General features: G+C 60.4%; 27 protein-coding genes. 13 read left to right on the forward strand and 14 right to left on the reverse strand.

All coding sequences use genetic code 11. The annotated features are described in order from the left end of the window. The first annotated feature begins 1 nt into the window (after position 1). The gene (locus EU811_RS10450) at positions 2-571 is read left to right on the forward strand and encodes an adenylate kinase (RefSeq protein WP_187697147.1); all 570 of its coding nucleotides are present in this window, start codon (positions 2-4) and stop codon (positions 569-571) included. Positions 572-754: 183 nt separating this feature from the next. Further along, complete coding sequence (map, locus tag EU811_RS10455; protein ID WP_142938379.1) at positions 755-1,582, forward strand: type I methionyl aminopeptidase; 828 nt, start codon at positions 755-757, stop codon at positions 1,580-1,582. 62 nt (positions 1,583-1,644) lie between these two features. Here the strand turns inward: map and EU811_RS10460 are convergent, their stop codons facing one another. From EU811_RS10460 to EU811_RS10470, 3 genes are read right to left on the reverse strand one after another with little or no spacing between them, the layout of a single operon-like run. Next, a complete protein-coding gene (locus EU811_RS10460) occupies positions 1,645-2,991 on the reverse strand; it encodes an ABC transporter substrate-binding protein (RefSeq protein WP_142938380.1) in 1,347 nt (448 codons plus the stop codon). Between the two features lie 52 nt (positions 2,992-3,043). Continuing rightward, positions 3,044-3,964, reverse strand: coding sequence for a carbohydrate ABC transporter permease (locus EU811_RS10465; RefSeq protein WP_142938381.1), 921 nt, complete (start codon positions 3,962-3,964; stop codon positions 3,044-3,046). After that, entirely contained in the window at positions 3,961-4,947 is a 987-nt protein-coding gene (locus tag EU811_RS10470; protein ID WP_187697121.1) for a carbohydrate ABC transporter permease, read from the reverse strand. Before EU811_RS10470 ends, EU811_RS10465 begins: the two co-directional genes overlap by 4 nt. Before the next feature lie 242 nt (positions 4,948-5,189). On the opposite strand from EU811_RS10470, the gene EU811_RS10475 reads away from it, so the two are divergent. The 8 genes from EU811_RS10475 (at position 5,190) to truA (ending at position 10,510) form a co-directional block, all read left to right on the forward strand. Further along, a complete protein-coding gene (locus tag EU811_RS10475) occupies positions 5,190-6,170 on the forward strand; it encodes a P1 family peptidase (RefSeq protein WP_187697123.1) in 981 nt (326 codons plus the stop codon). Positions 6,171-6,365: 195 nt separating this feature from the next. Continuing rightward, a complete protein-coding gene (infA, locus tag EU811_RS10480) occupies positions 6,366-6,587 on the forward strand; it encodes a translation initiation factor IF-1 (protein ID WP_011775571.1) in 222 nt (73 codons plus the stop codon). Between the two features lie 72 nt (positions 6,588-6,659). Further along, positions 6,660-6,773 (forward strand): 50S ribosomal protein L36, encoded by a 114-nt coding sequence (rpmJ, locus tag EU811_RS10485; protein ID WP_011775570.1) that lies wholly within the window; start codon positions 6,660-6,662, stop codon positions 6,771-6,773. A 196-nt stretch (positions 6,774-6,969) separates the two neighbouring features. After that, positions 6,970-7,347: a 30S ribosomal protein S13 gene (rpsM, locus tag EU811_RS10490; protein WP_011775569.1), complete on the forward strand. Its 378-nt coding sequence runs from the start codon at positions 6,970-6,972 to the stop codon at positions 7,345-7,347. Positions 7,348-7,398: 51 nt separating this feature from the next. Next, positions 7,399-7,800 (forward strand): 30S ribosomal protein S11, encoded by a 402-nt coding sequence (gene rpsK, locus EU811_RS10495; RefSeq protein WP_014922380.1) that lies wholly within the window; start codon positions 7,399-7,401, stop codon positions 7,798-7,800. A gap of 149 nt (positions 7,801-7,949) precedes the next feature. After that, the gene (locus EU811_RS10500; RefSeq protein WP_011775567.1) at positions 7,950-8,960 is read left to right on the forward strand and encodes a DNA-directed RNA polymerase subunit alpha; all 1,011 of its coding nucleotides are present in this window, start codon (positions 7,950-7,952) and stop codon (positions 8,958-8,960) included. A 66-nt stretch (positions 8,961-9,026) separates the two neighbouring features. Then, positions 9,027-9,587 carry a 50S ribosomal protein L17 gene (gene rplQ / locus EU811_RS10505; protein ID WP_142938383.1) on the forward strand — a complete coding sequence of 187 codons (561 nt, stop codon included), beginning with the start codon at positions 9,027-9,029 and terminating at the stop codon, positions 9,585-9,587. Positions 9,588-9,619: 32 nt separating this feature from the next. Beyond that, positions 9,620-10,510, forward strand: coding sequence for a tRNA pseudouridine(38-40) synthase TruA (truA, locus tag EU811_RS10510; protein WP_238703383.1), 891 nt, complete (start codon positions 9,620-9,622; stop codon positions 10,508-10,510). Between the two features lie 140 nt (positions 10,511-10,650). Here truA and EU811_RS10515 read toward each other — a convergent pair whose 3' ends face one another. The 9 genes from EU811_RS10515 to EU811_RS10555 all read right to left on the reverse strand — a co-directional run bounded on the left by EU811_RS10515 (position 10,651) and on the right by EU811_RS10555 (position 18,682). Beyond that, positions 10,651-11,541 (reverse strand): type II secretion system F family protein, encoded by an 891-nt coding sequence (locus tag EU811_RS10515; protein ID WP_142938384.1) that lies wholly within the window; start codon positions 11,539-11,541, stop codon positions 10,651-10,653. A gap of 9 nt (positions 11,542-11,550) precedes the next feature. Next, entirely contained in the window at positions 11,551-12,498 is a 948-nt protein-coding gene (locus EU811_RS10520) for a type II secretion system F family protein (RefSeq protein WP_142938385.1), read from the reverse strand. Then, positions 12,495-13,937 (reverse strand): CpaF family protein, encoded by a 1,443-nt coding sequence (locus EU811_RS10525; protein ID WP_142938386.1) that lies wholly within the window; start codon positions 13,935-13,937, stop codon positions 12,495-12,497. Before EU811_RS10525 ends, EU811_RS10520 begins: the two co-directional genes overlap by 4 nt. Further along, positions 13,934-15,130, reverse strand: a complete 1,197-nt coding sequence (locus tag EU811_RS10530) for an AAA family ATPase (protein ID WP_142938387.1) — start codon at positions 15,128-15,130, stop codon at positions 13,934-13,936. The genes EU811_RS10525 and EU811_RS10530 overlap by 4 nt, the downstream gene beginning before the upstream one ends. Then, positions 15,127-15,873 (reverse strand): Flp pilus assembly protein CpaB, encoded by a 747-nt coding sequence (gene cpaB / locus EU811_RS10535; RefSeq protein WP_238703384.1) that lies wholly within the window; start codon positions 15,871-15,873, stop codon positions 15,127-15,129. The genes EU811_RS10530 and cpaB overlap by 4 nt, the downstream gene beginning before the upstream one ends. Before the next feature lie 44 nt (positions 15,874-15,917). Further along, the gene (locus tag EU811_RS10540; RefSeq protein ID WP_142938388.1) at positions 15,918-16,982 is read right to left on the reverse strand and encodes a TadE/TadG family type IV pilus assembly protein; all 1,065 of its coding nucleotides are present in this window, start codon (positions 16,980-16,982) and stop codon (positions 15,918-15,920) included. Beyond that, a complete protein-coding gene (locus EU811_RS10545) occupies positions 16,970-17,419 on the reverse strand; it encodes a TadE family protein (RefSeq protein WP_142938389.1) in 450 nt (149 codons plus the stop codon). The genes EU811_RS10540 and EU811_RS10545 overlap by 13 nt, the downstream gene beginning before the upstream one ends. Positions 17,420-17,515: 96 nt before the next feature. Further along, positions 17,516-17,713, reverse strand: a complete 198-nt coding sequence (locus EU811_RS10550) for a Flp family type IVb pilin (protein WP_142938390.1) — start codon at positions 17,711-17,713, stop codon at positions 17,516-17,518. A gap of 324 nt (positions 17,714-18,037) precedes the next feature. Beyond that, positions 18,038-18,682, reverse strand: coding sequence for a prepilin peptidase (locus tag EU811_RS10555; protein ID WP_142938391.1), 645 nt, complete (start codon positions 18,680-18,682; stop codon positions 18,038-18,040). Between the two features lie 289 nt (positions 18,683-18,971). Between EU811_RS10555 and rplM the strand changes: the two genes are divergently transcribed. The 3 genes from rplM to glmM all read left to right on the forward strand — a co-directional run bounded on the left by rplM (position 18,972) and on the right by glmM (position 21,482). Then, positions 18,972-19,415 (forward strand): 50S ribosomal protein L13, encoded by a 444-nt coding sequence (gene rplM, locus EU811_RS10560; protein ID WP_024817563.1) that lies wholly within the window; start codon positions 18,972-18,974, stop codon positions 19,413-19,415. Between the two features lie 39 nt (positions 19,416-19,454). Further along, on the forward strand, positions 19,455-19,964 hold the full coding sequence (rpsI, locus tag EU811_RS10565) for a 30S ribosomal protein S9 (RefSeq protein WP_024817562.1): 510 nt from the start codon (positions 19,455-19,457) through the stop codon (positions 19,962-19,964). A 153-nt stretch (positions 19,965-20,117) separates the two neighbouring features. Continuing rightward, positions 20,118-21,482: a phosphoglucosamine mutase gene (gene glmM / locus EU811_RS10570; RefSeq protein WP_142938392.1), complete on the forward strand. Its 1,365-nt coding sequence runs from the start codon at positions 20,118-20,120 to the stop codon at positions 21,480-21,482. Positions 21,483-21,595: 113 nt separating this feature from the next. On the opposite strand, the gene EU811_RS10575 is transcribed toward glmM, so the two are convergent. Then, a complete protein-coding gene (locus EU811_RS10575) occupies positions 21,596-22,465 on the reverse strand; it encodes a M15 family metallopeptidase (RefSeq protein WP_142938393.1) in 870 nt (289 codons plus the stop codon). 1 nt (position 22,466) lies between these two features. Beyond that, positions 22,467-23,438, reverse strand: coding sequence for a type I pantothenate kinase (gene coaA / locus EU811_RS10580; protein ID WP_142938394.1), 972 nt, complete (start codon positions 23,436-23,438; stop codon positions 22,467-22,469). Positions 23,439-23,446: the final 8 nt, after the last annotated feature.

Genomic DNA, 23,446 nt, shown 5'->3' on the forward strand with positions numbered 1-23,446 from the left:
AATGCTGATCATTGGACCTCCCGGTTCGGGTAAGGGTACGCAGGCTGAGCGAATTTCGGAGCGCCTCGGCGTAGTCGCCATCTCCACCGGCGACATCTTCCGTGCCAACGTCAAGGGCGAAACCCCTTTGGGCATCGAAGCCAAGAAGTACATGGACGCCGGCGACTTTGTTCCGGACAGCGTCACGAACGACATGGTTCGCGATCGCCTGAGCCAAAGCGATGTGGAGAACGGTTTCCTGCTGGACGGATACCCGCGCACCACAGCGCAGGTGGACTACCTAGACCAGATCCTCGCTGAGGGTGAGCAGGAGCTCGACGTCGTGCTCCAGCTGACCGCTGACGACGAAGAACTGGTGACCCGTCTTCTTGGCCGTGCCAAGGAAACGGGCCGCTCGGACGACAACGAAGCCGTAATCCGTCACCGCCTGGATCTCTACCATGAGCAGACCGAGGCAGTTGTGGCTAAGTACGCCGAGCGTGGCATCCTCACGCAGGTAGATGGCATCGGTGGTATCGATGAAGTTACCGACCGCGTGCTGACGGCGATCGAGGCGGCCAAGACCGTTTAGTGTGTTCTCCACGAAGCCGGTAAAACGGTGGTGGAGTGAGGGTGTGTCCCGTACAGTGCGTGCGGGACACACCCTCTTTTCTTTTCACCCTGCATTCCAATTTCGGCCACGCACCCCGGTACGGGAAAATGGTTGAAGCATGGGGCCTGATCGGCCTCTACAGCAAACCTTCCAGAGGAGATCATGGCGTTCGGTCAGCCCCGCATTGAATACAAAACCAACGAGCAGATGCGCACCATGCACCAGGCCGGTCTCGTCCTGAGCCGGGCACTGGATGCTGCCGTTGCGGCGGCCAAGCCGGGGGTCATCACCAAGGACCTGGACGACGTCTTCGCCGCGGTCCTCAACGATGCCGGCGCAAAGTCGAACTTCCTCGGGTATCACGGCTTTCCGGCCACCATTTGCACCTCTGTCAATGAAGAAGTGGTCCATGGAATCCCTGGCAGCAAGGTGCTCAACGACGGCGACATCATCTCCATTGACGGCGGATGCATAGTTGACGGTTGGCATTCCGACTCCGCCAGGACGGTGATCGTCGGTAGCGCAGATCCTGAAGACCAGAGACTCTCTGATGTCACCGAGGCAGCTATGTGGCGCGGTATCGCAGCCTTGGCCACAGGCAAGTTTGTCGGGGACATCGGAAACGCAATTGATGATTACGTATCGTCCGTCCCGGGCAAGCCCTTGGGCATCCTGGAGGACTATGTGGGCCACGGCATCGGCTCGGAAATGCACATGGCCCCGGACGTTTTGAATTATCGGACCGGCCACCGCGGCCCCAAGATCCGGCCCGGCCTGTGCCTGGCCATCGAACCCATGCTGGTTCGTGGTGACATCGAGACCGCGACCCTCGACGACGACTGGACCGTGGTCACCACGGACGGCAAGCGTTCCTGCCAGTGGGAGCATTCCGTGGCTGTGCATGAAAAAGGCATCTGGGTTCTTTCGGCCCCGGATGGGGGAGCCGAGCAGTTGGCGCCACTCGGCGTGGTGCCCGTCCCCATCCCGTAACACCGCAAAAAAGAGCTGGGCTACGTCAGTAGCCCAGCTCTTTTCGCAGTGATGAAAAGCAGTTACGCCTTCAGCTTGGGCTTCACGTCCTTAGTGTAGATACCCTCGAGTGTCTTCTTCAGCTCGGTCATGGTTGCCTGGACATCGCCCTGCTGCGTCAGGATCTTGGCCGCAGCCTTGGCCATCTCCTGGTCCGCTCCCGGCAGGAACACGCGGGCATTGTCCTGGACCTTGGTGGCTGCAAGCTGGTCCATGGCGGTCTTGATTTGCGGTGTTGCTGCCAGGACCGCGGACATGTCAGCTGAGAGCCTGGTAGGCATGTAACCGGTGGCGGCCGAAAACGCCGCAGTGTTCTCCGGCTCGGTCATGAACTTCAGGAACGTCGCGGCGGCAAGCTGCTCTTCCTTGCTGATGCCGCTCGGGATGCCCAGCCCAGCGCCGCCGGTGGGGCATACGCCGCTGGGTGCCTCCGGGCCGCCGGGAAGGAATCCGACGCCCACGTTGAACTTGGCTGCTTTCAGGACGCCGAGCAGTGAGCCGGTAGAGGAAATGGTGGACGAGGTGATACCTGCGGCGAAGTCATCGGCTGCTTCCTTGGACGAGACCCCGGCCCAACCGTCCTTGTAGATGGTGTCCTGCGCCCACTGCAGTGCAGCCACGGACTGGGGAGAATCGCAGGTGATGTCCCAGTCCTTTGACCAGCTTCCGCCCCAGCCCCACAGGTTGTTCTGCAACGTCCAGCCCGCGTAGCCAGCCAGGGCCGGGTAGATGTAGGCGTACTGCGCACCTGATGTGGCCTTGAGCTTGGGCGCCCACTCGGCAAACTCCTGCCACGTGGCCGGGGCCCGATCCGGAAGCCCCGCTGCCTTGAAGTGGTCCTTGTTGTAGTAGAACAAGGGCGTGGAGCGGCCGTAGGGGAGCGCCCACTGCTTGTCGTCGTATTTGTAGTCGTCCACCAGCGACTTTTGGAAGTCGTCCATCTTGATGTCCAGCTGCTTCACCAAGCCATCGATGGGAATGATGCTGCCGTTGGAGAAGTAGCGGAACCACCACACATCCGAGAGGACCACCAACCCGGGAAGGCCCGTCTTGGCTGCCTGGGACGTCTGGAACTTCTGGGCTATTTCTTCGTAGTTGGCGCCCGCTGTCACCAGGTTCACCTTGATGTCCGGGTACTTGGCGTGGAACTTTTCAATGATCGCCTTTTCCACGTCCTGCGACTTGCCGGGGTGGTTGGTCCAGAAATCGATGGAGGCGGCGGGCTTTATGCCACTGAAATCGATCGTTGCGGTGTCGACGGCGTCTGCCGTGCCCGCCGTCGACGGTCCGCCGCATGCGGCAAGGGCCGCAGCTCCGGCGCCGAGGCCTGCTAGGCCCAGGAAATGTCGGCGGTCAAGGTTGGTGCGCATGGTGCTTCCTCTCAATAATTTACTTCGATGCGAATGGTGCGGTTGGAGAAAATCAGCCGGTGACACTGCCTTGGGTCAGCCCGGCAACGATGTATCGCTGGAGCGCTGCGAATACCAGCAAGATGGGAACGATCACCAAAACGGCTCCCGCCATGAGAATTCCCCATCCGGCGCCGTTGCCCTCCGAGTTCTGCAGCAACGTCAGCCCCACTGGCAATGTCATGGTTTCGGGACGGTCCGTGATGATTAGGGGCCAGATGTAGTCGTTCCATTCACTGACCACGGTCACCAAAGCCACCGTCGCAATAGATGGAACCGACACCGGGACGATGATCTGCCACAACCGCCGCCAATGGCCCGCACCGTCGATTTCAGCTGCTTCGAGAATCGACGGCGGTAAGGTCAGGAAGTGTTGGCGCAGCAGGAACGTGCCAAACGCCGTGCCCAAGCCAGGAAGGATGATGCCCCACAGGGTGTTCTTGCCGCCCATGCCCGCTATGAGGATGTAATTGGGCAGGATGGACACCTGCGCGGGCACCATGAGTGCCACCAGAATCAGCACGAAGATCACGTTCTTGAACGGGAAACGAACGAACACCAGCGCGTAAGCCGTCAGAATGGCCAGGATGACCTTGATGGACGCGCCAACCACGGTGACGATGAGGCTGTTGGCGAAGAACTGCGCGAACGGAACCGTAGTCATCGCCGTGGCGTAGTTCTCCAGGTTCACAGACTCCGGAAGGATTCTGAGGTCCGTGGTAACGATCTCGCCCGGTTGCTTGAACGAGCTCAGCAACATCCACATCAGCGGCAGGAACACCACCAGCGTGGCGATGATCAGGGGCACGTATCCGGTTGCCATGGTCCGGATGAGGTTGGCTTTGGAGAATGGTCGCGGCGGCTCATGCGGCGCCTTCTCCTGCATGCTCTCCTGTAAGGAATCAACGACGACGGCGGGTGAAGGCGCGCTCATGAATAGTGGACCTTTCGCTCAACGAACCGCAGTTGAAGAACAGTAATGATCAGCAGGATGGCGAAAAGAATCACCGATATCGCGGCCGAATAGCCTGCCCTGTTGTAGGCCCCGAACGCCTGCAGGTATGCCTCGTAGATCAGTGTGCTGGTGCCATTGCCCAGCGGCGTCATGATGCGGATGAGGTCGAACGCCTGCAACGAGCTGAGCATGGTGGTAATCAACAGGAAGAACGTGGTGGGGGACAGCAGCGGCAAGGAAATATTGAGGAACCTGCGTGCGCCATTGGCTCCATCCAGTGCCGCAGCTTCCATGACGTCGCGTGGAAGGGACTGCAGGCCGGCCAAGTAGACCACGGCGCAGTAGCCCAGGTTCTTCCAGACGTACACAATGATCACCATCACCAAGGACAGCTGGGGATCGTTGATCCACTGTGGGCTCTGCTGTCCCAGGCCCCGGAGGAGCCAAGCAAGTACGCCGTAGCCGGGATCGAAAATGAACAGCCACACCAGGCCAACACCCACACCAGACAGCACATAAGGCGCGAACACGGCAGAACGGGCGAACGTGGTGCCGCGGACCTTGAAGTTCAAAGCAAGGGCAACCAACAAGCCCAGGATCATGGAACCGCCAACCGTCACCAGCGTGAAAATCGCTGTAGTCCCAAGGACCTTTGACGCGTCCTCACCGGTGAAGAACGTGACGTAGTTCTGTAAGCCCACCACCGTGGCCGAGGCCGAGCCGAGGGTCCAATCCAACGTGGAGTAGTAGATGTTGTTGATCAGCGGCCAATAAGTGAACGTGCCGATCAACACCAAGTTCGGCAAGGCCATGGCCAGGAACACCAGGAAATCCCGGCGGTCTCGGCCGGACCAGCGCTTCCTAACCTGTCTGGGCTTGGCTGCTGTGGCGGGCGGAACCGGAGGCTCGGCCGGCTTGTCTGCAGGCGCAGCACTGCTGCTGTGAATCTGTCGGGTAGTCATGAGTCACTAACGGTTTCTGGCTAATGTGGGGCGCCAGCTCCCGGACCGGGGCGGCGAAGACAGGCCTAGCTCACCACACCGAAAGCCTGCGTTTGGGCCAAAATGGGGAGCCGCAGCGATAGTTGGCTTACACTTCCTAACCCGTTTACTCAGCGTTACTCGCCTGTTCGTATTTGAGGCCCGGCTCCCACTTGTTGCCGCGCCTTGGGCCGCCAGTTGGCTCACCAGTGGAGAATGGAGCCATGAATTCGATCACCGATGTTGCCGGCATACGGGTTGGGCATGTGCAGAGGGTGGGGGAGGGGTGGTTGTCCGGGGTTACTGTGGTGCTTCCTCCGCCGGGGACCGTGGGGTCTGTGGACGTGCGCGGTGGTGGGCCCGGGACGCATGAGACCGATGCGCTGGATCCCACCACGTTGGTTTCCACTGTGGACGCTGTGGTGTTGACAGGGGGCAGTGCGTTCGGGTTGGTCTCGGCTACGGGCGCTCAGTTGTGGTGTGAAGAACAGGGGCGGGGCTTTGCTGTTCCCGGGACCGTGGTGCCGATTGTGCCGGCGGCCGCCATCTTCGACCTTGGTAGGGGCGGCGACGTAAAGGCACGACCTGATGCCGACATGGGCTACCAGGCAGCCGCCGCAGCCTTCGCCTCAGGCGACCATGCCGCCGTCGAGCGCGGAAACGTTGGTGCCGGGACTGGCGCCGTTATTGCCCGCGGCCAGTACAAAGGCGGCGTGGGGACGTCCTCGATCGAACTCGACGACGGCGTGGTAGTGGGGGCCATCGCAATAGTCAACGCCCTGGGATCGCCGGTGGGGCTGGGACCCGGCAGCGCGCGTCTAAGGGAGGAGCGACCGAGCGCGCAGAGGGTCGCAGGCCCACCGTCTCCACCGCAGGGACTCAACACTACGCTCGTGGTGATCGCCACAAATGCTGTCTTGGATGTGGCCGAGTGCAAGCGGACTGCTTCTTCCGGGCATGCCGGGCTTGCGCGTGCTTTGGATCCGTCCCATACCCTCGCGGACGGCGATACCGTGTTCGCTGTGGCGACCGGCGCTGTCGTGCTTGACCGCAGTACTGAACAGGCGCGGCAGGCGTCCTTGATAACACTCCAAAGTGCGGCGGCGGAAGCCGTTCGACTAGCCATTCTGGATGGTGTCCTTGCAGCGCAAGCCGTCTCGACGGCGGCGGGCGACTTCCCGGCCTATCGGCCAGCGGGGGAGTGACGACTGGAGACAGGTGCGCTACCATTGACGGATTTAACTTTCCGGCTTCATTGGCGTAGAGTTATTTGTTGGTTGTCTGTGCAGCCACGCCCTTTTTAGTGTCGTGGTTCCAAGAGAGCCAAGCAAACAAAAAACGTCCGCTGGATCTTCGGTGCCTAACTGAAGGACGGCGGCAAACAACAGTTAGCGGAGGATATGGCCAAGAAGGACGGGGTCATTGAGATCGAGGGCGTTGTGACTGAGGCGCTGCCCAATGCGATGTTTCGTGTTGAGCTCACCAATAAGCACGTCGTTCTCGCACACATCTCTGGGAAGATGCGACAGCACTACATTCGAATCCTCCCCGAGGACCGGGTAGTGGTTGAGCTGAGCCCATACGACCTCACACGTGGTCGTATCGTCTACCGCTACAAGTAAATTGCTGGGCGGCAAGGCAATAGTGCCTAAGCCGCTCCAGCAGATCAACTGCAAAACACGCAAAGGAACGCCATGAAGGTCAAGCCGAGCGTCAAGCAGATCTGCGACAAGTGCAAAGTGATCCGCCGTAACGGCCGGGTCATGGTGATCTGCGAGAACCCGCGCCACAAGCAGCGCCAGGGCTAATTCCCCTCACGGGAATCTGCGTCCGCAAGGACAAACCTGGGCTGCTAGCCCACGCAAGTAAATAAAGGCAGCACAAGCTGTGCCAGGACTGCATTACAGAGCCTGGTCAGCGAACCCCCGGTCGGAGGCTGGGGCCACACTGAACGTGTGGGTGTACTGCCTACGACCTCCGGTTTATTCAAGGAGTACCGCCACTATGGCTCGTCTCGCTGGCGTAGACATTCCCCGCGAAAAGCGGTTGGAAATTGCGCTTACTTACATCTACGGCGTGGGCAAGACCCGTGCACACGAAACCCTGGCTGCCACCGGCATCAGCGCTGACGTTCGCGTCAAGGACCTGACTGACGCCGAGCTGGTCCAGCTGCGTGACTACATTGAAGGCAACTACAAGGTTGAGGGTGACCTTCGCCGCGAGGTAGCCGCTGACATCCGCCGCAAGGTAGAGATCGGCAGCTACGAAGGCCTGCGCCACCGCAAGGGCCTGCCCGTACGCGGTCAGCGTACGAAGACCAACGCTCGTACCCGCAAGGGCCCGAAGCGCACCGTCGCCGGCAAGAAGAAGGCCGGACGTTAATCCCTCGGGATTGACCTGGTTTTCCCCCGATAACTTTCTGTAGGAGAAACAATGCCCCCGAAGACTCGTGGAGCGGTTCGTAAGCCGCGTCGCAAGGATAAGAAGAATATTGCGCTTGGCCAGGCGCACATCAAGAGCACGTTCAACAACACCATCGTGTCCATCACGGACCCGAACGGTGCTGTCATCTCATGGGCTTCCGCCGGTGAGGTTGGCTTCAAGGGCTCCCGTAAGTCCACTCCCTTCGCCGCCCAGATGGCTGCTGAAGCCGCTGCAAAGCGCGCTCAGGAGCACGGTCTGCGCAAGGTTGACGTATTCGTCAAGGGCCCGGGATCCGGACGCGAAACCGCAATCCGTTCGCTTCAGGCCGCTGGCCTCGAGGTTGGCTCCATCCAGGACGTCACCCCCAGCGCCCACAACGGTTGCCGCCCGCCGAAGCGCCGCCGCGTCTAATTAGGTCTTCCCCGCCTGACCGGCCGGGCCTGCTATGGATGGTTTCGATCATCCATCAGCATGGCCCGGCTGGTCAGGCTGGAAACCGAAGCCGATTTCCACCACCTGTGTTGCGTCATATAGCGGATGCTCGCCGAAAGGAAACCTAAGTGCTCATTGCACAGCGCCCCACCCTGTCTGAAGAAGTTGTATCCGAGAACCGCTCCCGTTTCATCATTGAACCGCTGGAGCCGGGCTTCGGCTACACCCTCGGAAACTCCCTCCGCCGTACCCTGCTCTCCTCCATCCCCGGTGCCGCTGTAACCAGCATCCGGATCGATGGCGTGCTGCACGAGTTCACCACGGTTCCGGGTGTCAAGGAAGATGTCACCGAGATCATCCTGAACATCAAGAACCTTTCGGTTTCCTCCGAGCACGATGAGCCGGTTGTTGCTTACCTGCGCAAGCAGGGCCCCGGAGTCGTCACCGCCGCGGACATCGCTCCGCCGGCCGGCGTCGAATTCCACAACCCGGATCTGCACATTGCCACTCTGAACTCGAAGGGCAAGTTCGAACTCGAACTGACCATCGAGCGCGGCCGTGGCTACGTTTCGGCAGCTCAGAACAAGTCCGGCGACTCCGAGATCGGCCGTATTCCGGTTGACTCGATCTACTCGCCGGTCATGAAGGTAACTTTCCGCGTGGAAGCTACCCGTGTTGAGCAGCGCACCGACTTCGACAAGCTCATTGTCGACGTCGAGACCAAGCAGGCTATCGCCCCTCGCGATGCTGTTGCTTCCGCAGGCACCACCTTGGTGGAACTGTTCGGTCTGGCTCGTGAGCTGAACACCGCAGCTGAAGGTATCGAGATTGGCCCGTCGCCGACGGACGCTGCCCTGGCAGCGGACATGGCTCTGCCGATCGAGGATCTGGACCTCACCGTCCGTTCCTACAACTGCCTCAAGCGTGAGGGCATCCACACCGTGGGTGAACTCGTTGCCCGCTCCGAGGCTGACCTGATGGACATTCGTAACTTCGGTGCGAAGTCCATTGACGAGGTCAAGGCAAAGCTCGTGGAACTGGGTCTGTCCCTCAAGGACTCCCCTCCCGGTTTCGATCTCGCAGCCCGCGCCGCAGCCATCGAAGAGGACGACGCCGCGTTCAGCGACGACGAGCTCTAAACAGCAGATCTTGGCCGCCGGGTCCAGCGATGGACCTGAACGGCTTACATAACAGGAGAAATAACTATGCCTACCCCCACTAAGGGTCCGCGCCTCGGAGGCGGCCCGGCTCACGAGCGCCTGATGCTCGCGAACCTGGCAGCTGCTCTCTTTGAGCACAAGCGCATCACCACCACGGTCACCAAGGCCAAGCGCCTTAAGCCGTACGCAGAGCGTTTGGTCACCTTCGCCAAGCGTGGCGACCTCGCTTCCCGCCGCCGCGTTCTCGGCCTGATCAGCGACAAGGGCGTTGTCCACGAGCTGTTCACCGACATCGCCGGTGCCGTTGCTAACCGCGATGGTGGCTACACCCGCATCACCAAGATCGGCAACCGCAAGGGCGACAACGCTCCCATGGCTGTCATCGAGCTCGTTCTCGAGCCGGTTTCCCCCAAGCAGGCTGTAGTTGCTGAAGCAACCAACGCTGCTGCCAAGGCTGCTCCGGCTGCTGAAGCTCCGGCTGCTGAAGAAGAGGTTGTAGAGACCGAAGCTGCTGAAACCGAAGAGGCTCCGGCCGCTGAGGCAGAAGCTGCTGAGACCGAAGCTGCTGAAACCGAAGAGGCTCCGGCCGCTGAGGACAAGAAGTAATTCACTGAATTCTTCACAGTAGACTTAAGTCTATGAACGAACGAAAACCCGCTGCCCCCGTTATGGGGGGCGGCGGGTTTTTGCGTGTCCGGCTTGATCTTTCCTACGATGGCGGCCCTTTCAACGGGTGGGCCGTGCAGCCCGGTCTTCGCACCGTTCAAGGATCCCTTGAAGAAGCTTTGGCGCTCATCCTGCAACGCCCGATTCGCGTGACGGTTGCTGGCAGGACCGACGCCGGCGTCCATGCCCGGGGTCAAGTTGTTCACCTGGACCTGACGGAAGCCGAGTGGCTGTCACTGCCGCGTGGGCACGAACTCGATCCCGCCGTCGCGCTTTTGCGTCGACTCCGCGGCGCTTTGAGCCGCATTCTCGGCGATCTGACGGGGTCCATTGAAGTGCACGACGCCGGTCTGGCGCCGGAAGGTTTCGACGCCCGCTTCTCAGCGTTGTGGCGCAGGTACAGCTACCGGATTGCCGATGGTCCGGGTCGCTGGGACCCTGTGCTGCGGGGAATCACTTTGTGGCATAAAACGCCTTTGGATGTTGAGCTCATGAATCACGGTGCGCATTCTCTGCTGGGCCTTCAGGACTTCCGCTCTTACTGCAAACCCCGCGAGGGAGCCACCACCATTCGTGAGCTGCAGCAATTTTCGTTCGACCGTGGAAGCGACGGTGTCATAGTTGCCACCGTCCAGGCCGACGCGTTCTGCCACAACATGGTGCGGTCCTTGGTTGGTTCTGCGCTCCGCGTGGGGGAGGGGTTGGAAACTCCGGGTTGGCTGCACTCTCGTCTTCTGGAACGTCAACGTGACGCCAAATCAGTGCTCGCTGCTCCACATCCCCTGGTGCTTGAAGAAGTCGCCTACCCTTCCGATAGTGAGTTGCTGGCGCGGGCCGAGCTGACGCGGGCACGGCGCGAGTAGCTCTTCTGTCCGTGACCAAGGACCTATCCGGGCGTTGGGGGGACCCCCTCCCGGCTCTGGGTACCGGAAGGGGGCCGTTGTGGCACTCCGTGGTCTGGGATCCGCGAAGTGCCGGCCTTTAGGGCAAGAACACCAGAGCCCTAGAACGTTCCGGCAAGGTTAGTCATTACGTTGATGACGGCCGGACCCATGATGACGATGAAGAGCACCGGTAGGATGCAAAACATCAGGGGGAAGAGAACCTTTACCGGCAGCTTCATGGCCTGCTCTTCTGCCCTCTGCCGACGCTTGATACGCATTTGCTTGGCTTGTGTACGAAGGACGTTGGCGATCGCGATCCCGTAGGTGTCTGCCTGGACTATGGCCCCAACGAATGCCCGCAGGTCGTGAACGTCAACACGATCGGCCAGGGCAATGTAGGCCTCCTTGCGGCTTCTTCCTGCCTGCATGTCCTGCAGCGTACGGAGCATTTCCATAGCGAGCGGTCCCGAACCGTTTTGTCCGGCCCTTGCCATGGCACCTTCAAAACCAAGACCGGCTTCCACGGAGATCAGCATCTGGTCCAGGGTGTTGGGAAGCTCCATCTGGATGGCCTTCTGCCGCTCGGCTGCCCGGCCGTGGATGAGCAGGTCCGGAATGAAATACACCAACGAGACCGCTGCCAGATAAAGCACGAAGCCCGATCCGGATGGTGCCCGCAGAAAGAACAGCAGGCCCACGAGCCCTGCTGCCAGGGCCAACGCCGGCTTGAGGATGAGAAGGCGCCCAAGGGGCATTCCCGCTGGTCGGCCCAATTTGGCCAGCAGCTTGTCCAACCAGATGGTGTAGCCCTTGGGGGTGAGCCTTGCTCCGAGGCGTTGGAGGTTGAATGATGATGACTGTGCTCCCAGCTCCGTTGCCATCCCGGCGCTTCGGCTCAAGTTGGCTCGAACAGTCGCCAGGCCGGCACGATCAACTGAAATGAAGGCCCACGCCATGAAAGCGATGGGGATGACGATCAAGGCGACGGACGCCCATGCAATAACGTTCATGATCACTCCCTAAAACTTGATCTTGACCACGCGGCTGAGCCAGAAGGTGCCCAACCCCAAAAGGACTATTGCGGCCACCAGCATGATCCAACCCAGGGGATGGGTGAACAACGGCTGGATGTACGTCCCGTTCGCAAGGCTGAGGTACAGGAACATGCCAGTCGGCAGCGCTATGAGCACATAGGCGGACATACGTCCTTCAGCGCTGAGTGCCCTGACTTGCCCCTTGATTTGGGACCGTTCACGGATCGTCTCGGCCACATGGTCCAGGACTTCAGCCAAGTCGCCGCCCACTTCGCGATGAATTTCGATGGCCTGCGTCGCCCAGAGGAAGTCCTCGCTATGGAGACGCGAGGCCGCGTCCAAGAGGGCGTCACGCAAGTCGCGACCCAGGCGAACTTCTCCCACGATCCTGGCAAATTCTTCTTTGGTAGGTGACTGGGCCTCTTGGGCAACAGCATCCACCGCCCGGAGCAAGCTGTGGCCGGCCCGCATGCTGCCGGACAGCATTTGCAACGTGTCACCCAGTTGAGCCTCGAACTGGGCCCTGCGTCGGGAGGTCATAATGCTCAGAACCATGCGTGCGCCGATGGGCACGATGATTCCGAAGAGAATCGCCACCAAGACGCCGCCAAGGATGAAGCCTAGAACGGCGCCAGTGAACGTGGCGCAGATGACCAAAAGAACGTAGTCCGCTGGTCTCATCCGCGAGCCGGCCTGTTCAAGCAAAATCCTGGTTCCTGAAGCCCGGCTTGCAGAAACCGAACCATCCACCATGGCCACAGCGGAATTCGTCACTCGGGTCAGGACGGATTCCTGTGGGCCCGAGTCCGGACGGCGCCGGGACAACGCAATCGTTGAGTTCCTCGACCTGGGGATGAGGAACAGCCCGATCGCCAGAGCGGAGAATCCGAGAAGCACGCCGGCTATGAGCAGGAGCGGGTTGGTGGCGGTCATCGCTGACCACCGCCAGTGTGCACGCTGCCAAAGACCGCCGGCGACAAGTAGATTCCAAGGTCCGCGAAGTGGTCCACGAACCGTGGCCGCACCCCTGTAGGAACGGGCTTCCCAAGGAACCTCCCGTTGGCGTCCATGCCTGCCGAGTAGTCGAACGTGAAAGCATCCTGCAAGGTAACAACGTCACCTTCCATGCCCTGGACTTCTGTCACGTGGGTGATTCGGCGGGTTCCATCGCGCAGCCGAGAGATCTGAACCACCAGGTTCACGGCGGACGAGATCTGCTCGCGGATTGCCCTGAGGGGCAAATCCATTCCAGCCATAAGCACCAACGTCTCGAGGCGTGCAATGGCGTCCCGTGGCGAATTCGCGTGAACAGTGGAGATGGATCCATCATGGCCGGTGTTCATTGCCTGAAGCATGTCCAAGGCTTCGCCGCCACGAACCTCGCCCACCACGATCCTGTCCGGGCGCATGCGCAGCGAATTGCGAACCAGGTCCCGGATGGCGATTTCGCCCTTGCCTTCGATGTTGCTGGGGCGGCTTTCCAAACGAACCACATGTGATTGCTGGAGTTGCAACTCCACTGCGTCTTCGATGGTGACGATGCGCTCATCGGAGGGCAGGAAGGACGAAAGGACATTAAGGAGAGTTGTCTTTCCCGTTCCAGTACCGCCGGAGACGATGATGTTCAGCCGGGCCTGTACACATGCATGAAGGAGTTCCGTGATCTCGGGGCTCGTAGTTCCCAACTGGATGAGATTCTGGGCCGTTAGAGGGACGCGCCCAAACTTACGGATAGTGAGCGACGATCCATTGACGGCCAGCGGCGGAATGATCGCGTTGACACGGGACCCATCCGAAAGCCGCGCGTCCACCAGAGGTGAGGACTCGTCGATGCGGCGGCCAACCTTTGAGACGATCCGCTCAATGATTCTGCGCAGGTGCTCTTCGGACGAGAAATGAACGTTGGTCAAATGGAGTTTTCCTGCAATTTCCACGTAGACCTTATCTGCGCCGTTCACCATGATTTCGGTGACGTCCTTGTCGTCAAGAAAACGCTGTAGTGGCCCCAGGCCAAGCACGTCGTCAGCGATTTCCTGAACCAGCCGTTGCCTTTCCGAGGACGTGAGGGGGATATCGTCCTCGTCGATGACGGCGCGGAGTTCCTCTTTGACATAGCGGTGCAGCTCGGCTTCATCGAGTGTGGTATCCGAGATCCGGGAGCCCATGCGGTCAAACAAAGCGCTGCTGGTACGTTCCTTGACCGCAGACAAGGCCTGGCTGGAGTCCTCGGTGGCTCCTCCGGACCCCGGCGAATCGGCGAGATAATCTGGGGCTTGCGTTGCCGGTCCGGCCCACGGATCTCCCGGCGTTGATGTTCCAGGTGCCTCAACTTCAAGTCCACGGACCGTTTGAAGGCGTTTTGCGAGGTTCACTTGACTACCGCCCTTCGATGCAACTGCTTGTGTGGCCGTTCTTCCCATCCGGGCTTGAACCGCTCCACAAGCTGGCGGAGACCCCGAAGGGTGACATCCTTCGCTCCATCTTGGAGTACGGGGATGCCTCTGTTGGTTGAGTAGGGGAGTGAGCGGGACCGGGGCAACGTGACATCCACCGGGCAACCGATGGTGGCTTCCACATCCACCAAGGTGAGCCCGCTCCGCTTGTCCGCGAAGTTCAGGACAACATGGCGCTGTTCCGGGACCAACCCAATCTCGTCCAAAATCTCCAAGCCGTTCCGGAGCCCCCTGATGCTGGGGATGTCCATTCCGCATACCCAGACGACGTCGGAGGCACGTTCCAGAGTGGCCAGGACATGTTCACCGAGACCGGGGGCCGTATCCACAATCACGTAATCGAATTCCTTGGCCAACTGTTCAAGGAGATGCCCCACTTGTTCTGCGGAGATCTGTTCGATTTGAGATGGGTTGCGCGGCGCGCAGAGTGCGTAGATGCCAGCGGGATGGGCTGAGAGGTATGACTTGAGCACCATGCTGTCTTGGACTGCCGCGCCAGTGACGGCATCCGCGATGGTCCGTTCAGGGTCTATGAGCAGACCGGATGCGACGTCGCCGAATTGGAGGTCCAGGTCGGCTATGACTACCTTCATGGGCGCGGTACGCCCCAAGCCAATGGCCAGGTTGGTTGAGATGGTTGTTTTGCCCACGCCACCCTTGGGAGACATAACGGCGATGATCCGGCCTCCCTGTGGACCTGCGTCCACTTGGGCACCCAAGCCCCTGCGTCGCCCGGCAGCTGCGAGGCTGGCACGCTCCAACAGTGCTCGAATGGCCACTGCATCTGCAGATGGCTCCAACAAGTCACGGATTCCTGCACGCATGGCTGGCAGCGCGATCTCGGCCGCATCCGTCGACGCGAGTACGACGCTGATCTCGGGATACTGGAGGTCGAACAGGCTTGCCAAACGGATGGCGTCGTCTGCTTGCAGTCCGGGGCCCAGCACCAGGACTTCCAGCAGTTGACCGGACAACACGCGTAGGACGTCGTCCGGGCCCTGCGGCAAGTAGTCGGCAATGATGGACTGCACATCGCCGTGCAGACCGGACGCAGCGTGCCGGACGCGCTTTTCAAACTCAACGTCAGCTGTGATGACTAGGAAGCGGCTCATTGGAGTACCTCTGCCTTCTTGATGGTGACGCGTGCGCTTTCCTGTGCTTCTGCGGGTTCTTTGGTCAGCCAGATGTCCCCGTACTTGGCGCCATAAACAATCTTGGTAGCGTCTACATCGCTACGGGCCAGGGTCACTATGAAGGAACCTTCCGGCAGCTGGGTATTGGCCTGCTCGGAGCTTGCCTGCGCCGTATTGGTGTTTCTCGAGGTGGCCCGCTGAACGCTGGTCACAAGAACCTTGTGGAAGACGAGCTGCGCTGATGCCTCAGATTCGGCCTGCCCGGACTGGCCAAGCAGCACCATGACGCCGACGGTGTCGCCGGCAGCCAATCGCCCGCCAACTACACGCTGGGCGTCCAGTTGAACTGAAACTTCTTGAAGTCCGTCTGGAACGGGGACTGATCCCGGAGCCGCCAGGCTGTTGGGGTCCACCAGACGGTTTCCCAGCAGCGCTTCACCCGGCATGAGTTCTGCCCCGGCGACTTTGCCTTCCATACCGGAGAGGCTCTTGAGGGCGCCATTGGGCACCGAAGCCGCAGGTAGCGAAGCAAGTTTTACAGCAGACCTGATCTGCTGAAGATCGGCTCCCTCTGGAACCTGACTTTGAATAACGAGAACATCGACGGGCTGGAGGTCCTTTTGAGCCCGCGCGTCTGCTGCTTGAACGTATGTGACCAGTAACAGCGTGCCGACTATTGCCAGCACTACTGCGACTATGCCTCCCAGTAGGCGAGTTTTCACTTTGATTCTCCTTAATGCAATGGAGTTTTCTCCCAGATTGGTTACTACTCGGTGAGTTGGACGCCCAAGGCGCCGTACGTGGTGGGGCCGCCCAGAGTTGCGGCTTCCGTCAGACTTACTTTCTTGATGAAGGTGCCGAACAGCCCGGTATCGCTGTTCTTGAGGCCAAGAGACTTCTGGAGCGCCGAGGCATCGGAGGTCATGTAGGTCGGTCCGCCGCCTGTCAGATGCCATCCTCGGAGTGAGATCTGGGCAAAGGCCTCGATCTTGAAGGACTTCTTATACGGAGAAGAAGCGCAGGGGTTGGTTCCCGTACCCTTCTTCACCGGGCAGGCAGTTTCAAAAATGGGAATCAGGAGTTCCACAGGCTTGCCGGCTTTGAGCTTGGCCTCCCAGGATGCGAAGGCCGAGCTGCATGTGGAATCGAAGTCGTTGCCCTCGTTGGCCTCCACCCACGGATCATCAATGTCCACATGCACGGTGCACGTAGCACCGGGATGTTTGAGCCAACCGAAACCGCCGGGAAGCTCGAAGCCGGACGAAGACTGATGCTTACACGCGTAATCCGGGTCATCGGACAACTTGGTCCCGTGGACCGGGAAGAACTGAAGGCCTTTAGTGAAACCCGGGTCCGCTTCGCATTGCGAGAAAGTCAGCGGTATTGCATCCGTTGCGGAAAAGCCACCGAATTTGGCTTGGGCGGTGGCCTTGATATCCGCCGTCTGGACACCCAGTGCCCGAGCGAACACCAAGCTGAAGTGATTGTCACCGGAGGCGTTGCGGGATTGGGTAGTGACATCAATGGTTCCGGTGGCCAGATTCACCGTTGCCACAGGCGCATTGCTGACACCGTCCAGGGCATTCAGTCCTGCCAAGGTGGTAGCTGTGGATGCGGGCGAGACGCAGTCGGCAGAGCCTGCACTCTTGGCGCAAGCCTGGGCGATGCCTATTGCCGACGAGTCGGCGCCATTCTGCAGTTGAGCATGCTCGGAGTACATCATTGCCACGTCCACGGCGAAGGCGGTCATTCCCAGCAGCGCCACCATCAGCATGGCCGTCATGGGAGCAACAGCACCGCGTTCGGCATCACCGTGTTTCAGCCGCCGCATCGCATGACCCCTGTCCCTGAGATGTTCAGTTCAGCCGGCATTCCAGGCACGAGGCCCGGGAACCCTGTCATCCAGGGCGTGCTGTAGGAGATGGTGACTTCCACGTTGCAAGGGTTGGTTCCGGTTGACGTAATGGCAATGTCACCAGGATCCAGATCCACCGAAGGTGCCGCAGCCACACCGGCAGCCTGTGCATCGCCCACGGTGTAGGTGGAGTCCGACTGGTGAATGGCTGCATATCGGGCGGCTTCCCGGGCGGCTTCAGACAAGGAAATCTGGATGTTGAATGCGCGGCCGAACTCAAAAATTCCCAGTACCAGCACGAGGAATATGGGCAACACCAATGCAAATTCAACCGCAACGGCTCCGGACTGGTTCTTGGATGTGGAGGGCTTCCGTGTGCGGAGCTTTTTCCTCTTCTTATCGTTGGATCTCATAGCTACTCCCAGATAAAACGAATCCGGGCCGGCTGCAGCCGATGAATGCATCGGGGCAGCCGGCCCGGGATCGGTAGTGAAGCCGGCCGGTATGGGTTACGGCAGCGCCTTTTCTACGGTTTGGAAGCCCTTGAGGACGTCCGTGCCCAAAGTAACCACAGTGCCAACGATGATTGCGGCGATGAGGGCCACGAGCAGACCGTATTCAACAGCCGTCGCACCCTTCTCCTCGGAGGTGAAGCGATCCTTGACGCCGGCGATGAACGAGATAACGGAAACCATAAGAGATGACATTGGAAAATCCTTCCCAGAATTAATGTGGCAGTAAATCATGAATAGCAGGGCGGCAAATTATCTAAATTTACCCGAATATCGAACCGCGTCTGTGGAGCCTTTAGCTGTTCGTAATTCGATGAGATAAGAATTCACCCTGGGCCGCTGAAGTCACAATGCGTAGCCGTACTCGATTTATCCGGGCGCCTATTACTTGCCGGATGTGCCAGCAAGCAGAAAGTACTCAGTTTCGGTGCCTGGACGGGCGGAAACTACTTGCTTTACAAAGGAGCCTTATGTATTCCGGGCGGGCTGAAGCCTGGGTAAGGACGTACTAACCACGGGCTAGTTCATGAACAGAACTACGCCAACCGCAGCAATGAGCATTGCGGGTCCATGGGCTGTTTCTGCGGGCTTTTCGGCGGATCGCAGGCGTAACATCAGCACCGTCAGCAACCCGCCCACCACGAATCCCAGTAGCCCGCCAATGAGTACTTGCTGCCAACCCAAGTAGCCCAAGTACAAACCCAGGGGCGCTGCGAGCTTCACATCGCCCATTCCGAGGCTTCTTGGCGAAATAAGTTTGAGAATGACGTAGCCGGCGAACATCATCGCCCCGCCGGCGAGGGCGCGGAAGAGGTCCGGCCAGCCCGGCGCGAGAGCTGCGGATGTGGAAAAAAGTACTAAACCCCCAGCGAGCAACAGCAATACAAGGCGGTTGGGCAGCAAATGGAGAGTGAAATCGATCCGTGAAAGTTGCACTCCGAGTAATGCCAATAAAAGGAATGCCGGCAACTCCGGAGAGAAACCGAGCCGCCACGCAAGCAAGCAAAACAGCAGCGCGGTGACGGCCGCCGTCGTGATCCGGACCTTAGCTACAGGGAGGCCGCCGAGTCGCGGCAGCGCGCGGGCAATCAGAAGCTCGGCAACAGGGCTCAGCAGCAAACCAAGGAGCGCAAGAAGGAGTGCGAAGCCGGGTCCGTTGGGCATCTGTTCTCCCTCAATCAGCGCATGGCCCCCAAGGGCGGTTACCCCATTTTGACCCGGACGCCCTCATGACGGTATTGTTTAGAGTCGTTGTGCGTGTCCTATCTCGATGACACATGCCTTGCGGGGGATCCAGTTGCAGGATCGCTAACTCCCTAGGCATTTTCGAGATCTTGGGATAACTGGTACATAGAGCCCTCACCTCTGCTCCGGTAGCGCATACATAGATAGGTACACGCCTTATTGCGTGTCGCCTAAAACATGAACGCCAGAACAAGAACGAGGCAAAACCGTGCGTACGTACACCCCGAAGCCCGGCGATATCAACCGCCAGTGGCACGTCATTGACGCCACCGACGTTGTCCTTGGTCGTCTTGCCAGCCAGACCGCAACACTGCTGCGCGGAAAGCACAAGCCGACCTTTGCGTCCCACATGGACATGGGCGACTTCGTCATCATCATCAACGCTGAAAAGGTAGCCCTCACCGGCGCCAAGCTGGAGCAGAAGCGCGCATACCGCCACTCCGGTTACCCGGGCGGCCTGACCTCCGTCAACTACGCCGAGCTGTTGGAATCCAACCCGGTTCGCGCTGTTGAGAAGGCCATCAAGGGCATGCTCCCCAAGAACTCCCTCGCTGCACAGCAGTTGGGCAAGCTCAAGGTCTACCGTGGCGCTGAGCACCCCCACGCTGCACAGCAGCCGAAGACTTTCGAAATCACCCAGGTCGCCCAGTAGTCCTGGCCACCAACTAAACTTTTTATTACAAGGAGAACCGTGGCTCAGAACGAAGAACTGACCGCCGAAGCCGTCGAGGCCGAGGAAACCCTCACCAGCTACACCTCTGAAAGCAGCAACGCTGCCGAAGATGCTCCCAAGAAGGAGCGCCCGGCACTGACCGTTGCCGGCGCAGCTGTTGGCCGCCGCAAGGAAGCCGTTGCACGCGTTCGCGTTGTGCCTGGCTCCGGCAAGTGGACCATCAACGGCCGCACGCTGGACAACTACTTCCCGAACAAACTGCACCAGCAGGATGTCAACGAGCCCTTCAAGATCCTTGATCTCGAAGGCGCCTACGACGTCATCGCCCGTATCCACGGTGGTGGCATCTCCGGCCAGGCCGGCGCACTGCGCCTTGGCGTTGCTCGCTCGCTGAACGAGATCGACGTCGACAACAACCGCGCCACCCTCAAGAAGGCCGGTTACTTGAGCCGTGACGCACGCGTCATCGAGCGCAAGAAGGCTGGTCTCAAGAAGGCCCGCAAGGCTCAGCAGTACTCCAAGCGTTAATCTACGCTTGCTCGAAAGCCCGTTCCGCCGTTTCGGCGGGGCGGGCTTTAGCCGTTTCAGATACCAGGCAGCGGAGTCAAGGAAGGCGCCGCACATGACCTTCTGGCGGCCGCTTGAACCAGGGCTGTCCTGTCGTCGTCTAAACTTGACCCGATGTCTAGATTATTTGGAACAGATGGCGTCCGCGGTCTCGCGAACGGATTGCTCACCGCCGAACTGGCTATGCAGCTCGCGCAAGCAGCCGCCGTCGTACTCGGCCATGAACGCTCTACCGATGGCAAGCGGCCGCGCGCCGTCGTCGCAAGGGATCCCAGAGCCAGCGGCGAGTTCCTCGCCGCTGCCGTCGAAGCCGGGCTGTCCAGTTCCGGCATCGACGTCTACGACGCCGGCGTGCTCCCCACCCCTGCCGCGGCTTACCTCGTGGCGGATCTCGACGCCGACTTTGGAGTCATGCTCTCGGCGTCGCATAACCCTGCGCCGGACAACGGAATTAAGTTCTTCGCCCGCGGCGGCCAGAAGCTTCCGGACGATGTTGAGGACGCCATCGAGGCACAGCTGGGCAAAGAGCCGCAGCGCCCGGTGGGAGCCGACGTCGGACGCATCCAGAGGTTCTCAGACGCCGAGGACCGGTACATTGTGCACCTGCTTGGCACGCTTCCCAAGCGCTTGGAAGGCTTGAAGGTAGTTCTGGACTGCGCCCATGGTGCAGCTAGCGGCTGTTCGCCCCAGGTCTTCAAGGATGCTGGCGCCGACGTGGTGGTCATCGGCGCAGAGCCGGACGGCTTGAACATTAATGAAGGCGTTGGATCCACGCACCTGGGCCCGCTCAAGGAGGCCGTGGTCAAGCATGGCGCGGACCTTGGCGTAGCCCACGACGGTGACGCTGACCGCTGCCTGGCCGTCGACCATGAAGGCAACGAAGTGGACGGCGACCAGATCATGGCGATTCTGGCACTGGCGCTCAAGGATGCAGGAAAGCTCAAGGACAACATCCTCGTGGCCACAGTCATGAGTAACCTCGGCCTGAAGATCGCCCTGCGCGATGCGGGTATCGCCATCCGCGAGACTGGTGTTGGTGACCGTTACGTATTGGAGGCAATGCGAGACGGCGGATACAACCTTGGTGGTGAACAGTCCGGCCATGTGATCTTCTCCGACTTCGCCACCACAGGTGACGGCGTCCTGACCGGTCTGCAGCTTGCAGCCCAGGTTGCCCTGACCGGACGCAGCCTCAAGGACCTCTCCAGCGCCATGACCAAGCTGCCGCAGCTCATGATCAACGTCAAGGGCGTTGATAAAGCCCGGGCTGCCACTGACGAGGGCGTTGCCGAGGCTGTTGCCGCGGCGGAGCTTGAACTGGGTGAGACCGGCCGTGTGCTCCTCAGGCCCTCAGGGACCGAGGCGTTGGTGCGTGTGATGGTGGAAGCCGCTGACATGGAAACGGCCGAGCGTGTCTGCAAGGGGCTCGCCGCCGTCGTCAAGGAACGTTTGGGCGCTCCCAGCGAAATGGCAGTCTAGGAGACCACATTTTGAGGCCCGTACCCCAGCTTGAGTCGGAGCAGGGGTGCGGGCCTCGGTGTTTAAGGATGAGAGCCTCAGTTACTAAGGATGAGAGCCTCAGTTATTACGGATTAGAAGTAGTCCGGAGCTGCTTCAAGCCCGAAATACTCTTCCAGGGTTGCGATGCCGCGGGCGGTCATGTCCGTAGCTGCCTCCACCCCGATGTACCGCAGATGCCAGGACTCGTAAAAGTACCCTGTGGTGTCGTGGAACATCCACGGATAGCGGACCACGAATCCAAACTTGTGGGCGTTGGCTTTGGCCCAGATGGCAGCGGGTTGCTCGGCGAAGCATGGTTGGAAGCTGCAGGCTCCCGCACCGTCGCCGATGTCAAAGGACCAGCCCGTTTGATGCTCGGAGTGCCCCGGGCGGGCGGAAGCGCGGTCGGCGGCGGCCTGGCCGGTGCTGGCGACGTAGCCGTTGTAGGTAGCAACCTGGGTGGAATACGAACGGTATCCGGAGGCCAGCGTCATGATGACGCCCTCCGTGGCTGCGGCCCCGAACATCTTTTCAGCGGCAGTCGCCGTCGTGCTGTTAAGCAGGGCCGCTTCGCCGCTGACGGCGAGCCTAACGCCTGGCTGCACCAAGTCTGCCGGAACGAAGTCCTGGGGAACCAAGGGCCGGTGCTTGTTCACCACTACCCAGGGACTCGTTGGATCCGTAAGGGAGTGCTGCTGGGCAACGGCGTGCGAGGGGGCTGTATTGGAGGGAGTCGCGCTGGGGGCTGATTCAACGGGTGCAGGCTCGCTTGCTGCGGCGCTGGGGGTGCCCACGGAGGACGGTGTGGGTAACGAAGGGGCCTCGCCGGCGGCGTTGGCCGCGACGGGGGATGGGGCGGCGTCCTCAGGCGTGCAGGCCGCCAATGCTGCCATTCCAGCGCCGGCGGTCAGCAGGCTCGCGAAGACCCTCCGGCTAGGCAACGGTTGGGAATTGTTGGGCACCCTAGACCTTTCTGAGCAGCATGCGGCGGATCGAGTGGTCTGCGTCCTTGGTGAGTACCAGTTGTGCACGTCCGCGGGTGGGCAGCACATTTTCCTCGAGGTTCGGCTCGTTGATGCGTTTCCATATGCCCCGTGCCGTTGACTCGGCGTCCTCGTCCGACAGTGTGGCGTAGCGGTGGAAGTAGGACTCGGGCTGGGCGAATGCCGTGGTCCGCAATTTCCGGAAGCGGTCCACGTACCACTCTTCAATGTAGGAGGTCTTGGCATCCACGTAGATGGAGAAGTCGAAGAAGTCGCTGACGGCCAGTCCCTGCTTGCCGTCCATCCGCGGGCGGGCCGGGGCCAGGACGTTCAGTCCCTCGACAATCAGGACGTCGGGGCGCCGCACTACGACTTCCTTTCCCGGCACGATGTCATAGGTGACGTGGGAGTACCAAGGCGCGCGGACTTCCTCGGCGCCGCCTTTGACTTCAGAAACGAAACGAAGAAGTCCACGGCGGTCGTAGGACTCCGGGAAACCTTTCCGCTCCAGCAAGTGCCGGCGCTTCAGCTCAGCCAAAGGATAAAGGAAGCCATCTGTGGTGATGAGTTCCACGTTGGGCGTTCCGGGCCAGCGCCGGAGCATTTCCCGGAGCACACGGGCAATGGTGGACTTGCCAACGGCAACGGACCCGGCCACCCCGATCACGAACGGCGTGCGTTGGGTTTGCTCACCCAGGAACGTAGTGGTGGCTGCGTGGAGTTGGTGTGAGGCCTCCACGTACAGGTGAAGGAGGCGGGAGAGAGGGAGGTAAACCTCCCTAACTTCTTTCATGTCCAGGGGGTCGCCGAGGCCGCGGAGACGGAAGACGTCCTCTTCGTTGAGGGGCTGCTCCATCTGCGCTGCAAGCCTGGACCACGTTTGACGGTCCAGCTCTACAAACGGGGAAGCGCCGTCGCCATTAGCTTCGGTGCGTTGCAAAGTCACGCTCATGATTCTGC

The organism is Arthrobacter sp. TS-15 (genome assembly GCF_006964045.1).
GTDB lineage: Bacteria > Actinomycetota > Actinomycetes > Actinomycetales > Micrococcaceae > Arthrobacter.